We start from the raw sequence: 13,914 nt of genomic DNA on the forward strand, positions 1-13,914 counted from the left end.
CATATCCGTGCGGTCGGGCACTGGTGGTGAAGGACGGCAAGAGAATGGACATGGAGGCGCTCTCCGGGCCGAATCGCGTCGACAAATCCGTCCTATCACCGGTGTGGAGCCGGGACGTGGATCGGATGCCGGGAGGGAGTCGGCTGAGGAGCGGTCCTAGGCAGGTTGGTCCCGTGCCCGAACGTATGATCGCGGAACTCGGGAGCAGTAGGCTGACGATGATCATCGCCGTGTCCGCACCGTAGGGGTTGCCGGGCGCAAAGCTGGTTGTTCCCAGCGTTCCAGTCGATTTCATTTGCAACTACTACGTGGATGTCCAGCGCTGCGTTGATCAAACGCGCGTCATCGAAGTCCCGTTGCGGGACCGGATCAGCACGCCAGTGGTAGTAACCCTGCCGGGAGATGCCCAGAACCTTCCAGGCGAGACCGAAGCCTCGCACGTCAGGTGTCAACCGAACCCAGGCCAGCTCCTTGTGCCGTGGTTTCCCGGTGTGTGGTGGTGAACCGTTGGCGGTAGTGGGTCGGTGTGGTGCCCAAGTGGCGGGCGAAGGCCCGGCGGAGGGATTCATCGGTGCCCAGTCCGCTGTGGTGTGCGGCCGAGGTGACGCTGTACCCGTCGAGGAGGAGCTGCTGGGCCCGGTCGAGGCGGACGCGTTCGACCCACTTGGCGGGTGTGGTGCCGAGTTCGGCGTTGAACAGGCGGGTCAGGTGCCGGGCACTGACGGCTGCGGAGGCGGCCATGGCCGGCAGGCTGTGGTCGGCGGCCGGGTCGGCGAGTACGGATGCGATCACCGAGCGAAGTAGGCCACTGCCTGCCGGTGGCGTGGAAATGGCCGTGGAGAACTGCGACTGCCCGCCCGGGCGTTGCATGAATACGACCATTTCCCGCGCGATGTCCCGCGCTACGTCTGGCCCGTGATCGTCCTCCACTAGGGCGAGCGCCAGATCGATTCCTACGCTGATGCCTGCGGAGGTGACGTAGCGGCCGTCGCGGATGTGGATGGCATCCGGCTCGACGCACACGCGGGGGTGACGGCGGGCAAGGATCTCGGCGTGTCGCCAGTGCGTGGTCACACGACGCCCGTCGAGCTGACCCAGTTCGGCGAGGAGGAAGGCGCCGGTGCAGACCGACGTGACCCGTTTCGCTTGTGCGGTGAGCGTGCGCACGACTTCCAGAAGGTCGTCTCCGGGTGGTTCGTCGGCGAGTCGGTCGCCTCCGGCGACCACCACTGTGTCGATGGGCCCGGCGTCAGCCGCTGCAGTGGTGCCGCTCAACTCGGGCCCGGCGGACGTGGCGACCGGCTCGCCGCGTGGTGAGACCAGCACCAGCTCGTACGGGTGGCCGAGCCGACCCGCCTGGTGCAATACCTCTGAAGGGCCGCTGACGTCGAGCATGCTCACGCCGTCGAACACCACGAGGGCGACTCGACGCGTCATGTCTGAATCTGTGGTTCTTCTGGCTGGAAGGACATGGCGCCAGGGTAGCCGCGCAGGCGAGTCTGGAGCCAGTCGCCGCCCGTACGAACAGAGAAGGCAACAGAGATGAGTGACGCGATCGCCGGTGTTGAGATCCCGGACAGCGCTTTGGCGAGGGAGGCCACCGAGCTGGTACGAGAGGCCGCTTCGCAGTTGGTGTTCGACCATTCCCGGCGGGTTTTCCTGTGGGCGTCGCTGCGTGGCAGGCAGGAGGGTCTGCAGTTCGATCCCGAGCTGCTGTACGTGGGCGCGATGTTCCACGATCTCGGGCTGACCGAGCGGTTTCGCCGTACGGATCAGCGCTTCGAGATCGACGGTGCGGACGAGGCCCGCAGGTTCCTGCAGTCCCACGGCGTCACCGGCGAGCCCGCGGACCAGGTCTGGGCGGCTATCGCCCTGCACACCACCCCGGAGATCCCGCTGCACATGGCGCCCGAGGTCGCCCTGGTCACCCGCGGTGTCGAGCTGGACGTCCTGGGCATCGGCTACCACGCGGTCTCCGATGCGGACCGCGTCGCCGTGGTTGCAGCCCACCCCCGCCCGGACTTCAAGAACGGGATCCTCGCTGCGTTCACCGACGGCATCAAGGACCGGCCCGCGACGACCTTCGGCAACGTCAAGGCGGACGTGCTCGCCCACTATGTCCCTGGCTTCGTGCGTGGCGACTTCGTCGAGGTCATCAAGAACTCCGACTGGCCTGAATGAGGTAAAGCCCGTTGACGGAAGGAAAATTCTTGCGGCAAAGCCACTGCTGCGCCGCGCCTCCTCGATCAGGCGTTGACTGCATAAGACCTGTCTTCGTGTGTCTTGTTCGTGGAGCTCACTGGCCGCAGACCGGTGGCTAGGCTCCACGAGCGCGTCAGCACTGCAACCCCTTAGCTTGCCTTCGCACTGTTGTTTGTACCTAGGGGGACATGTGCGAAGGAAGAGGTACGCCGCTTCATTAGCGGCGGTTGTCCTGGTGATGCTGGGGTTAGGTCCGGCCGAAGGACTCGCGGGTCAGTTGGAACACGGATCCCAAGCATCAGGTACCGCGTCATATCGGCTTGAGGTCAGCTTCGACTCGCCCGTCGCCACGAGAGGAGCGCCTCCGCAGGCCTTCCCGGGCGCGCAGCCGCAGGAGCTGGTCTGCGCGGGATCGTCAGATGGCGAGTGGCAGCTCGACCGATTCCATGGGTGCTGGAACGCGGGGTTGACCTACACGGCCCGCGATATTCGAACCGGCGCCCCGGTCGGCTGGGCGCACATCACGATCACTCAAGATTTCCAGCTGGCGAACAACGACACCAGCTGGACCGAGACCGACACGCTGCGCATGGACGCCGCCGGAGGCGTGGTCGCGGCGGGGCTATCGGCGACCTGGACGGCCGGGTGCAACTCGAACTGCCAAGTCACCCAGCCCGCGCCCTTCGCTTCCGGAACCTGGATCGCTCCAGGCCAAACCCTGACCGGCACCACGGAATTCTCGAACCCGCAAGCTCGCGGAGGAATCGACCACTTCGCCCCGGGCTACATCCTGGAGATGATCTCTCCCGGGTCCCTCGGTGATGCGCCGGCGGTGTGGGCCACACCGCAGTTGCGCTGCGATTTTCAAGTGGGGCGCAGTGCGGGTTGTGTGATTCCGGAAGCGGTCCCCACCTTCGAGGTCAACAGCGAAGATAACCCGATTGCGGCATTCGGGATCCGCTGGGCGCAGCCGAATCTGGCCACCGATCCCGGTCTCGCCGGATCCGGGGAGCCGTTGCGCCGCTTGGCCAATCGATCCGATCAACGCAAGAACCGCAACATCGTCTGCGGCAGCGGCTGGTCCCCAGACCTGTTGACGGTGCCGACCGACAGCTGCGATGAGTACCCCTTCGCAGCAACCAAGCAAGGCGGCAGCATGCCCGGCCCGGAGTGCGCTGAACTCAAGCCGCACGTGAATCTGCTATCGCTGCCGTGGGAAGTCGCCACAGGATCCGATGGGCAGCCGATCGCCGATGTCGTGCAGGCGCCGACACCGAACACCACCTGCGCTCGGGTGCACGTCCCGCTGCCGCAGAACACCGACATCGGCGGTGACCTCGGACGATTCGCCACTACCCAGCGCCTCGTCGACAACGACCCGTACTGGGTCTCCGCAGTGTGAACCGGTGGTGTGGGGCGACCGACCAGTCGCCTCACACCACCAATTCGGGGATCACTGCCTGATCAGCGCGGTGAGCAAGGGGGCGTCGAACATCATCTGCTCGTCCACCGAGACTCCTCACACCGAGCGCACCAGGGCCATCGTCGCTGCGCGCGCTGACTCGGGCTCGTCGTCCGGTGCCAAGCCGACTTCGGACAGCTCGCGCAGAAAGCGGTCCGGCTGCTCGCCGTATCGGTTGGCCGGAATCGTCGTCTCCACGGTCGTCGTCAACCGGCCGTCCTCGGCGTAGTAGAACAGGTCCATCCCCGAGGCCGAGGAGAACACGCTCACCGCACGCGTACCGGCGGACAACGCCGGCAAAGTCCGCTCATTCACGCCCTTGTTCGCATCGTGTTCGATCAGCACGGTCCAGGGTCCATGACGACCGGCGCGGATCACGGACTGGTCGCCGGCTGCACTGGCGAACTCGTCGGCCTCGGCCGCGGACAGCTCCGGAACCGCATCGACGACGGCCCCGATCCGCTTGAGCGCCTCGACCGGCTCAACGGCCTCCACGAAGGACACGCTGTAACCAACAATCGCATCGTCGTCGAGCCATTCGAAGTCATCGCCAAAGCTCATGCCCGGATGATATCGAGAGAGCCGACGTCGAACACGGAGAACGAGAATGGGGTTCATGTTGCACAAGAGGGCGCCGGCGAGCATTGGGCCGCCTCACGAGCATGAAAACGTGCAACTGCCGTTCTAAAAGTCCAGGTCGCGAAGTGTGCTCTCCACGCACGTGGAGGTGGTCCGAAGCTCAGTCGGTGGGCGGGTTGGCGATGTCGACGATCGGCAGGCAATCCAGCCGCAAAGTGGCGGGTTTTAGCTAGTCAGCGGTTGTTGATGTCTGGGGTTGACCGCGAGCGACGCGGTGTCCCCGGGTCCTCACATGTGACCAAAAGAACGAGCAAGACCGAGAAGGACCTCTACCAAGCGATCGCCGACGGGCTCCATGAACGCATCAAACTGCGTACCGAAGATGTGTTCATCGGCCTCGTTGAGCCTTCCCAAGGAGAACCGGTCGTTCGGACTCGGGAAGGCTCAGTACACGGAGTGCTGATCATTAGGCTACAAGGCGGTTTGCTCGACCAGTTTGAGGAGGCGGCGCTCGTTGAGATCGATGTGCGACACGACCGCGAGTTGCGCTTCGAACACGTCACCACCGACCAGGTGAGCGTAGATGGCAGCGTGATCCGCGACCACATCGACGTCGGCGGTACCCGAACGAGTCTCGTCCGCTCGCAGCATCGCGATCGCCATGTGCATCTCGACACTGATCTGCCGAAAGAACTCGTCGATCCGGGCGCTGTCGCTCAAGCCGACGACTGCGCCGTGGAAGGCCAGGTCGGCGCGGATGATCTCGTAGGAGTCACCCTCGTGCGCCCGCCAGCACAAGTCGTCGTATGCCGATTTCAACCGGGCACGTGCCGCGGTCGACGCGGTCGGCGAGGCTCGGACTCCTTGCACTTCGAGCGCACGTCGCACCCGGTACAAGTCGACGACGTCCTCGGCAACGAGTCGTCGCACGCGGGCGCCGCGGTAGTGTTCGTGGTTCACGAGTCCTTGCCGTGCCAGGATGAGCAAGGCCTCGCGGACGCTCCGGCGGGAGACGCTCAATGCCGCCGACAAGGCGACCTCTCGCAAGGGCTCGTCGGGAACGAGCGCCCCTCGGAAGATCCGGTCTCGAAGCTGCTCGGCGACTTGCTCTGCCGTCGTCTCAGGCTGCGCGTTGCTCGCGCGTCGCGTGTCCACGGTCACCGGATCGACTCCCATGACGTCATTGTGGACGACCCTGACGCCACCGACGCGAGGCCATCCTCGATCGGTGCCCACGCCGAAGCTGCGAGTTGGCGGATGACCGGCCACGTTCGGGCCATGCGGGCTGCACCGTAGGTGGCGTTGTGAGCTCCTGACCTTGCCGTCCAGAGGACGGCATTGAGACACAGCCGGGTGGCTGCGCCAACCAGCAGAACGGACGTTTCTTCGGCGGACAGAGGACGGATCGTCGACGCGCCCGCGACTACGTCGCGCAGCGCCCGCGCCGGGCGCGTCTGCCCGAGCATCGCGTAAGCGCCGGCTATCGCCACTTCTGCGACGTGCGGTGCGGTGCGGGCGTCATCGAAGTCCACGACACCTGTCAGCGCTCCGGAAGTGGGGTCGACCAGGACGTTGAAGTCGTTGAGATCGTGATGCGTCAGCCCCCTGGGCAGTTCGCGGACAACGGGGGCGACGTGAGCGAACCGCTCGACGATCACGTCGATCGCTTGCCGGTCGACCGGACCGATCCGTGCACCAGTCTCCTCCTCGTCGAGCGCCGCGTTGATCGTGACGGCCATCGATTCGAACGCCCACTCATGCTCGATGGGCTCTGCCGGCGACGGGTGACCGGCAAGAGCCGCAAGCATCCTCGCGGCATTCGTCCCTAGTTCACGACGAGAACGAGTCGCGGCGGAAGGTGCGAGTTCGGCCGAGGCGAGGGGCACGCCTGGCATCCAGCTGGAAACCGAGACCAGAAGTCGGCGCCCGTCGTCGTCCACTCGCGAAATCTCCGCGCCATCCGGGCCGGGATGCGCCGTGGCGGCGGGGATGCCCTCGGCGGCAGCGCGGCGAGCAAGGGAGGCTCGCCACGACATCGTCTCGTGCAGGTGGGACGCGTGCACCAGGTCTCTCGCCTCGACTGCCTTGAACATGCGAGGCGATCCGTCCCTCAGCAGCAGCTGTGCGTTGGAAGCGGTCTCACCGCCCAAAGGGCGCACGTCGACGACATCCAGCGCATACATGTCACGGGCCAGCGTCGCGATCTGCCGAGTATCGAGGCGTGGGGCCAGTGGCGCCGTCACGTCGTCGCCAACTCACTGAAAGACTGCATGCAGTCATTATTGGCGATCAATCTGCCCGAAGCAAGCAGCAGCCATGAAACGGTCGAGTAGTGCTCGGATGCAGCTAGAGCTCGCATCTTCCGCTAGTTGACGCCACGTCCATGCTGTGCAAATGTCCTCATATTGGTCATCAATGAAGGGTTGCGCTTATGGCAATGACGACGACGTCTGTCCATGTTTCCGAGACCGACGCGCGGCGCATCGCGGTCGCGGCCTTCGTGGGAACCGCGCTGGAGTGGTACGACTACTTCCTCTTCGGTACCGCGGCCGCACTTGTCTTCAACAGGCTGTACTTCACAACCCTCGACCCGACCGCTGCTTTGCTGGCCGCGTTCGCCACGTTCGGAGTGGGGTTCGTCGCCCGGCCTGTCGGCGCGGTGATCTTCGGCGCGGTCGGGGATCGGATCGGCCGCCGGCCAGCGCTGATCATGACCGTCACGATGATCGGTATCGCCACAGGTCTCATCGGACTTCTTCCCGCCTATGCCTCGATCGGGATCGCAGCCCCGATCGCACTCGCAGTGCTGCGACTCCTGCAGGGCTTCGCGGTGGGCGGGGAATGGGGTGGCGCCGTCACGATGGCCGTCGAGCACGCACCGATCGATTGTCGCGGTCGGTTCGCTGCGCTGCCGCAGATCGGTTCCCCTGTCGGGACGCTGCTTTCCTCGGGCGCGATCGCGCTGGTCCTTCTGCTGCCAGCGGAGTCGTTTGACTCGTGGGGCTGGCGGCTTCCCTTTCTTGCGGCGTTTCCGCTCCTGCTCGTCGCGCTGTGGATGCGGGCTCGGATGGAGGAGTCTCCTGTCTTCCTCGAGCTCGCCGCCCGTGAAGAGCAGCTGCCGAAGGTCCCGGCACTGCTGGTTTTCCGGCGCTCCCCAATGCGGTTGCTTGCCGGTGTCGCCGCCAGCCTCCTCGGCGTTGCGGGTTTCTACGTGATGACGACCTTCATGGTCGGTTACGGGACCACCACTCTCGGGCTTCCCCGTGAATGGCTCGTCAACGCCACGCTCGTCGCCGCGCTGTTCCAGATCGTCGCGCTGTTGATCTGCGGCAGGCTCACCGAGCGTTTCGGCGCGGGCCGCATGAGCGTGATCGGCGGCATCGTCACCGCTGTGGTCGCGTTCCCTGTCTTCTGGCTCGTCGACTCCGGTGACCCCGTCCTCATCGCCGTCGCCATTTCGATCGGCACGATGGCCATGGACATCGTGTATGCCGCAGCCGGCACTCTCCTCAGCGAGCTCTTCCCGCCCGAGCAGCGCTACTCCGGTGTCGCGCTGAGCTTCAACCTCGCGGGCGCGATCGGTGGCTTCGTCCCGTTCATCGCGACCGCGCTCCTGGGTGTCAGCGGCAACGGTTCGTGGATTGTCGCGCTGCTTCTCGTCGCCATATCGCTGATCACCGCCGTCGGAGGTCTCTTCGGCGGCAGGTGGCGCGTTGTCGACGACGTCGTGTCCAGGGCGCGTGTGCAGTCATGAGGATCGACACCATCCTGTCCGCCGCGGACATCATCACGATGGATCCACGACGACCGCACGCAAAGGTGGTCGGCATCCATCACGGCCGCGTCGTCGGTTTCGACGCCGAGCTCGACGGGCTCGACACCGCCAACAAGATCGACGCCGGCGATCACGTCGTCATCCCGGGGCTCATCGACGCTCATTGCCACACGACCTGGTTCGGACGCACCCGGATCGACCTCGACCTCACGGACATTGAGACCGTCGAGGAGGCACTCGATCTGCTCGCTGAGCGGGCAGCGGCCACGCCCGCGGGAGAGTGGGTGCAAGCGGCGGGCTACAACCAGCACCGGGTCGGCGGACACTACCCCGACCTGGCGGCTCTCGACGCCGCCACCGCCGGCCGCCCCACCGTGATCAGGCAGTCGTCAGGACACGCGCTCATCGCCAATACCGAGGCACTGGTCCGCGCCGGCGCCGTAGATCTTCCGGATCCCGATGGTGGCCGCATCGAACGGGACGCCGACGGAGCACCGACCGGGCGCCTGGAAGAGACAGCACAAGCGCTGATCCTCGATCTGCTCAAGCCCATGTCGAGCACGGACATCGTGCACGCCCTCGACATCGCTACACGTATCTACGCCTCGGAGGGCATCACCTCCTTCACCGAAGCCGGCATCGGCTCTGGCTGGATCGGCAACAGCCCAGCGGAACTCGGCGCCTACCAGATCGCGCGCGCATCAGGAGTGCTGCGTGCACGAGCGCAGGTCATGCCCACGCTCGACACGCTCGAACCTCAGCACGGCGACCCAGCCCGGCCGGGTTCCCTCGGACTCTCCCTCGGGCTGAAGACAGGACTGGGAGACGAGTACCTTCGAATCGGGCCGCTGAAGCTCTTCGTCGATGGTTCGCTCACCGGCCGCACCGCGGCCATGACACACCACTACTGCGGAGAACCCCACAACACGGGATTCCTGCAAGGCGATCCGGACGAGATCCGGGGACGGATGGTGGCCGCCGCGGCCAGCGGGTGGTCGATCGCAGCGCACGCCATCGGAGATGCCGCGATCGACCTTGCCATGGACGCCATTGAGGAAGCGAGCGAGCGGTACGGCCGGCCGAGCGCACCTCACCGGATCGAACACGCAAGCTACCTGCGCGACGACCAGGTACCGAGGCTGGCCAAGCTGGGTATCGCGGTCACCCCGCAAGCCATGTTCGTGCACCGGTTCGGCGATGAGTTCCTGCGCTCGATGGGCGCAGATCGCGCGGCAGGCATCTACCGTGCGCGCAGCCTCCGCGAGGCGGGAGTGCTCGTCGCAGGAAGCTCGGACCGCCCCTGCATCGACGGGAACCCGTTCTCGGCCATGCGGACTCTGATGGAGCGCAAGACCGCATCGGGCCAGGACTTCACTCCGCGGGAGCGGCTGTCCGGCGATGAAGCACTCGCCTGCTACACGCGTGACGCCGCGGCGGCCACGGGAAGTCGTGACACCGGCGCGCTCGCAGCCGGAAAACTCGCGGACCTTGTCGTCGTGGATCGTTCGCCGCTCCAGGCAAGCCCGGAAGAAGTCGAAGCGACCAAGGTCGTTGCCACCATGCTCGGCGGCAGTGCAACCTTCGGCGCCCTCTAGAGAGGAAGCGAACTCGTGCAGCAGACAGCCGGGTCCGGCGTCCACATGGCGAACGGCTACGACCCCGCCCGCAGCGTCGCGCTTGATCCCACCACAGCCGACCTGATCCGCCGACGGGACCGGAGTCTCGGTCCGTCCTACCGACTCTTCTACGACGAGCCCATCGCTGTCGCCTCCGCCTCCGGGCTGGTGTTGACGGGCATGGACGGCCGCACATACCTTGATGCGTACAACAATGTGCCCGCAATCGGACACAGCCATCCCGCGGTCGCATCCGCTGTGGACAGGCAATTGCGGACGCTCAACACGCACACGCGGTACCTGACCGAACCAATCCTCGAATACTCCGAACGGTTGCTGGCGAAGTTCCCGGCACCGCTCGAACGGATCACCTACACCTGCACTGGCAGCGAAGCCATCGACCTCGCCGTGCGCATCGCCCGGCACCGCACCGGCAAGCGCGGGCTCATCATCTCCGAGCACGCTTATCACGGCACCACTGTGACTGCGGCAGGGATGTCTCCTTCTCTGGGACCCAACAACCCGCTCGGCGCGGATGTCGTCACGATTCCCTCGATCGACACCGCCCGCACACCCGCGGCAGACATCGCCGACCGCCTTGCATCATCGATCCGTTCCGCCATCGATGAGTTGAACGAGCGCGGCGCCGGGGTCGCCGCGCTCGTGCTTGATTCGATCTTCTCCAGTGACGGGGTGCAGGCCTCCCCAGCCGGGTTCCTGCAACCAGCCGCGGCCATCATCCGGGATGTCGACGCGCTATGGATCGCCGACGAGGTGCAGCCGGGGTTCGGGAGGACCGGAAACTGGTGGGGCTTCCAGCGCCACGGCATCACCCCTGACCTCGTGGTCCTGGGGAAACCGATGGGAAACGGCCTTCCCATCGCGGCGGTCGTCGGCTCTCTGGACGTCCAAGCCGGTTTCGGCGCGGAGGTGCGCTACTTCAACACCTTCGGCGGCAATCCAGTCTGCATCGCGGCCGCGACGGCAGTTCTCGACGTCATCGAGAAGGACGGACTCGTCGAGCATGCAGCTGTCGTAGGCGATCAACTACTGACAGGGCTCAACGCGCTCGTCGACCGCCACGACCACGCCTTCCACGCACGCGGCGCGGGCCTCTTCGGCGCCTTGGATCTTGGTACTGAAGATCGACCTGATCCTGCCTTGGCATCACGTGTCGTCAACAGCATGCGACGCGCAGGGGTCCTCATCAGTGCCTCGGGCCCCGACGCCGCGTCACTCAAGATCCGCCCTCCGCTGCCCGTCACCGATACACAATGCGCGCTCATTCTCGAGACGCTCGACGCCGCACTGGCCGACGAGGAGAAGACGACGTCGTGACCAGTACAGCCAGGAGCGAGGATCTCCAGCCCAAGCTCTCACCGAAGCAGTAGGCCGAGCTGCGGCGGATGCACGACAGCGGCGACTACTCGGGGTGTGCTGGTAGCGCCCGTCCGGGGCGTACAGCCACGGCCTGCCGGAGTCCGGTTCGTTCTCCAGCCACGCCGAACGAGCCCTCGGCCGCGGGGCCGGACTGGCGATCGGCTGGCTGAACTGGTGGTTTGGCTCCCGAAGCGCACGGCGCGGGTCTCGCAGGCCGCAGCCGCCATCGTTCCGCGCAGAGGCCAGGAGCTAATCCGAACACAGCCCGCGAAGGGCGCTCCGGCACGCGTCTTTTGAGTCCATGAGGGACACCACAAGCACACATCGAGAGGAAGATCCGTCAATGAATGAGCGCACCCCGGATGCCGGGCACAGTCCGGTGTCTCCCGAGACCTCCGTGGAGACCTCGAAGGCCCGCTCTGAATACAAGAAGCTCCGGTCGCGCCACATCACGATGATCACTCTGGGCGGCATTATTGGTGCGAGCCTTTTCGTCGGCTCGGGCAACGTCGTCCGTGCTGTCGGCCCGGCCGCGGTGGTGTCCTACCTGATCGGTGGCCTGCTTGTCTTCCTCGCGATGAGGATGCTCGGCGAGATGGCAGCTGCACGTCCCGCCATCGGTTCGTTCATGGAGTACGCCCGCGTCGGTCTGGGGGAGTGGGCCGGCTACTTCGTCGGCTGGCTCTACTGGTACTTCTGGGTCGGTGTCATCGCGTTCGAGGCGGTCGTCGGCGGGTCCATCCTCGGCGGTTGGTTCCCTGCTGTCCCGCAGTGGCTCTTCTCCGTGGTGCTACTGCTTTTCTTCACGGCGTCGAACCTCGTGTCGGCCCGCTCCTTCGGCGAGGTCGAGTATTGGCTCGCGAGCGTGAAAGTCTGCGCGATCCTCGTGTTCGTCGCGGTCGGCACTCTGTTCGCTCTCGGGCTCTGGCCGAATTCCGCCTTCTCGATCCCGAACATCTGGACGCACGGCGGTTTCACCCCCAATGGCTGGTGGCCCGTGATCAGTGGCGTCGCGATCGTGATCTTCTCGTACTTCGGCACCGAGATTGCCGTGATGGCGGCGGCAGAGTCCGAAAACCCGGCCAAGGGCATCCGGCAAGCGGTGAGCACTGTCATCTGGCGCATCCTGCTCTTCTACGTCGGCGGCGTGCTGCTCATCGTGACGATCGTCCCGTGGAGCGAGCTCCCGGATCCGGAGGAAGAAGCGCCGTTCGCCCGGATCTTCGGTCTCTTCGGCCTCCCCGGAGCTGGCCTGGTGATGAGCGCGGTCGTTCTCACCGCGGCCTGCTCCGTCCTCAACTCGGGGCTGTATTCGGCCGCCCGCATGTTCTCGGCGCTCGGCACGCAGGGCCTCGCCCCGCGCATCGTGGCCAAGCAGTCGAGGTCCGGTGTCCCGACCTTCGCGGTGCTGGCGTCGACCCTCGGCGGCTACGTGGCAGTCATCGTTAACTTCGTCGCCCCGGATTCAGGCATCTTCGACTTCATCATGAACTCTGCGGGGCTGGTGGCGTTGTTCGTGTACGCATTCATCGCGGCCACCCAGATGCGGATGCGGCAGAAGATGACGCCCAAGGAACGCGCTGCCCTGAAGCTCAAGATGTGGCTGCACCCGTGGCTGGGCATCCTCACGGTCGGCGGGGTAGTGGGCATCGTCGTGGTGATGCTGCTCGCCGACGACGATGGGCGCACCCAGGTCTGGACGAGCCTCATTTCGGTGGCTGTGCTTGCCGTCTTCTGGCCGCTCGTACGCCGCAGCCTCCAGCGCCGCAACGCCCAGGCGCTGCGGGACGGTGCTGACCACTCCCTCTCCGCTGTTCACGCCCAGGGCGACCGGGAGCGTGGCAACCAGCAGTGACGCCAGTGCACATCGCGTCAAATCGTGTCCCGATGGTGCTTTTCGAATCAAGGAGTTCGTACTGGCCAGCAGGACAGCAGTTCCTAGAGTGTCCAGCCGACTGCGATTCGATCTGTCCACATTGGCCGCGATATTGACGACCAAGTGTTGACCTTCGACGTGGGGCCAGTGCCGCACGCGGTCGCGGCGGCCGGACAAAGATGCCCTCCCGCTTCACCTGGCTCATCGGCGGGGCGGCGTAGACTGAAAGATTTTGTTGTTGCGCTGAGTTGAACTACCCCGGCATCTACAGTAGACGTTCATAGGAAAGTCGTAAGCCTCGTTCCGGATCTGCCACTCACTGCGAGCGGCGAGCTGCCGGTGCCACCGAACGGCTCCAGCTTGTGGACCAAGAGCGATGGAAAACCTATTGCCTCGGGATGATCGAGGCTCGGCGACAGTCGAGCTGACCCGGCGTTCGACGCTCGCGGTCTCGTCGCTCCCTGCCGGATCGGGGACCCACACCGTCGGCTCCATCTCCTCGAGCACGCCCGACTCGTCAGCCCGGAACACGAAGACACCTGCCGGGACGTGATGCGTGTTCAGGCCGAACTCGGAATGACCGACGCGGTCAGCCGGACCTACCTTCTTCGCGTGAGCACACTCGCCGAAACCGGTGATCCGGCCAGCGGCGGCCACCACACTGCTGGCCCGTGCCCTGCAGCCCGAGGGTCAGCGGCGGGCTCGTGGTCCAGTGTGACGCCCTCATCCGGCACGGCGCCGCCCGAAATCACCGTGACGGCGACAAGGAGGTGGCCGGGGAGGCTCCGAAGAAACGCTAGGCAACGAGCTGCAAAACAGCCCTAAAGGTTGTCCCGTAATCGCGGGTCTGGGCGGTAGTGGATCATGTGCTGGTGCAGGTGATCGGGGTTGAGCAGCCGGGGTGGATACCGACGTTCACGGGGCTGTCGGGTGCGGCAGTTCGGCAAGCTGGTGAGAATCGTGCGAGGTCGTGGCGCTGAGCAGACCGGTGCCGGTCGTCGGTGGGGTCTGTCGCTGGACGACC

Annotated in this window: 10 protein-coding genes and 1 pseudogene; 7 read left to right on the plus strand and 4 right to left on the minus strand. The window is 65.6% G+C overall.

Annotated features, from left to right (window positions below; genetic code table 11):
- Window positions 1–441: 441 nt before the first annotated feature.
- A complete protein-coding gene (locus AB0I53_RS37280; protein ID WP_358613625.1) occupies window positions 442–1,437 on the minus strand; it encodes a DJ-1/PfpI family protein in 996 nt (331 codons plus the stop codon).
- 105 nt (window positions 1,438–1,542) lie between these two features.
- Between AB0I53_RS37280 and AB0I53_RS37285 the strand changes: the two genes are divergently transcribed.
- Both AB0I53_RS37285 and AB0I53_RS37290 read left to right on the plus strand, forming a co-directional pair.
- A complete protein-coding gene (locus tag AB0I53_RS37285) occupies window positions 1,543–2,181 on the plus strand; it encodes an HD domain-containing protein (protein WP_358613627.1) in 639 nt (212 codons plus the stop codon).
- Between the two features lie 487 nt (window positions 2,182–2,668).
- Window positions 2,669–3,604 (plus strand): hypothetical protein, encoded by a 936-nt coding sequence (locus AB0I53_RS37290; RefSeq protein WP_358613629.1) that lies wholly within the window; start codon window positions 2,669–2,671, stop codon window positions 3,602–3,604.
- Between the two features lie 117 nt (window positions 3,605–3,721).
- Here AB0I53_RS37290 and AB0I53_RS37295 read toward each other — a convergent pair whose 3' ends face one another.
- From AB0I53_RS37295 to AB0I53_RS37305, 3 genes are all read right to left on the minus strand, one after another.
- Window positions 3,722–4,309, minus strand: coding sequence for a DUF6461 domain-containing protein (locus AB0I53_RS37295; protein ID WP_358613631.1), 588 nt, complete (start codon window positions 4,307–4,309; stop codon window positions 3,722–3,724).
- A 405-nt stretch (window positions 4,310–4,714) separates the two neighbouring features.
- Window positions 4,715–5,419 (minus strand): GntR family transcriptional regulator, encoded by a 705-nt coding sequence (locus tag AB0I53_RS37300; RefSeq protein ID WP_358613633.1) that lies wholly within the window; start codon window positions 5,417–5,419, stop codon window positions 4,715–4,717.
- Window positions 5,401–6,486: a phosphotransferase gene (locus AB0I53_RS37305; protein WP_358613635.1), complete on the minus strand. Its 1,086-nt coding sequence runs from the start codon at window positions 6,484–6,486 to the stop codon at window positions 5,401–5,403. The genes AB0I53_RS37300 and AB0I53_RS37305 overlap by 19 nt, the downstream gene beginning before the upstream one ends.
- A gap of 188 nt (window positions 6,487–6,674) precedes the next feature.
- On the opposite strand from AB0I53_RS37305, the gene AB0I53_RS37310 reads away from it, so the two are divergent.
- The 5 genes and pseudogenes from AB0I53_RS37310 to AB0I53_RS37330 all read left to right on the plus strand — a co-directional run.
- Entirely contained in the window at window positions 6,675–7,997 is a 1,323-nt protein-coding gene (locus AB0I53_RS37310; protein ID WP_358613637.1) for an MFS transporter, read from the plus strand.
- On the plus strand, window positions 7,994–9,613 hold the full coding sequence (locus AB0I53_RS37315; protein ID WP_358613639.1) for an amidohydrolase: 1,620 nt from the start codon (window positions 7,994–7,996) through the stop codon (window positions 9,611–9,613). Before AB0I53_RS37310 ends, AB0I53_RS37315 begins: the two co-directional genes overlap by 4 nt.
- Before the next feature lie 15 nt (window positions 9,614–9,628).
- Entirely contained in the window at window positions 9,629–10,972 is a 1,344-nt protein-coding gene (locus AB0I53_RS37320; RefSeq protein WP_358613641.1) for an aspartate aminotransferase family protein, read from the plus strand.
- 385 nt (window positions 10,973–11,357) lie between these two features.
- Window positions 11,358–12,869 (plus strand): amino acid permease, encoded by a 1,512-nt coding sequence (locus AB0I53_RS37325; protein WP_358613643.1) that lies wholly within the window; start codon window positions 11,358–11,360, stop codon window positions 12,867–12,869.
- Between the two features lie 890 nt (window positions 12,870–13,759).
- A pseudogene (locus AB0I53_RS37330) lies at window positions 13,760–13,914 on the plus strand (IS5/IS1182 family transposase); the annotation flags it as partial.

Origin of the sequence: Saccharopolyspora sp. NPDC050389 (assembly GCF_040655595.1) — a bacterium.
Classification (GTDB): Bacteria; Actinomycetota; Actinomycetes; order Mycobacteriales; family Pseudonocardiaceae; genus Saccharopolyspora.

Excerpts from the sequence above, each read along its gene's own strand:
- AB0I53_RS37280 (WP_358613625.1), bottom strand. The coding sequence starts at position 1,437 with ATGACGCGTCGAGTCGCCCTCGTGGTGTTCGACGGCGTGAGCATGCTC.
- AB0I53_RS37285 (WP_358613627.1), top strand. The coding sequence starts at position 1,543 with ATGAGTGACGCGATCGCCGGTGTTGAGATCCCGGACAGCGCTTTGGCG.
- AB0I53_RS37295 (WP_358613631.1), bottom strand. The coding sequence starts at position 4,309 with ATGCTCGCCGGCGCCCTCTTGTGCAACATGAACCCCATTCTCGTTCTC.
- AB0I53_RS37300 (WP_358613633.1), bottom strand. The coding sequence starts at position 5,419 with ATGGGAGTCGATCCGGTGACCGTGGACACGCGACGCGCGAGCAACGCG.
- AB0I53_RS37310 (WP_358613637.1), top strand. The coding sequence starts at position 6,675 with ATGGCAATGACGACGACGTCTGTCCATGTTTCCGAGACCGACGCGCGG.
- AB0I53_RS37315 (WP_358613639.1), top strand. The coding sequence starts at position 7,994 with ATGAGGATCGACACCATCCTGTCCGCCGCGGACATCATCACGATGGAT.
- AB0I53_RS37325 (WP_358613643.1), top strand. The coding sequence starts at position 11,358 with ATGAATGAGCGCACCCCGGATGCCGGGCACAGTCCGGTGTCTCCCGAG.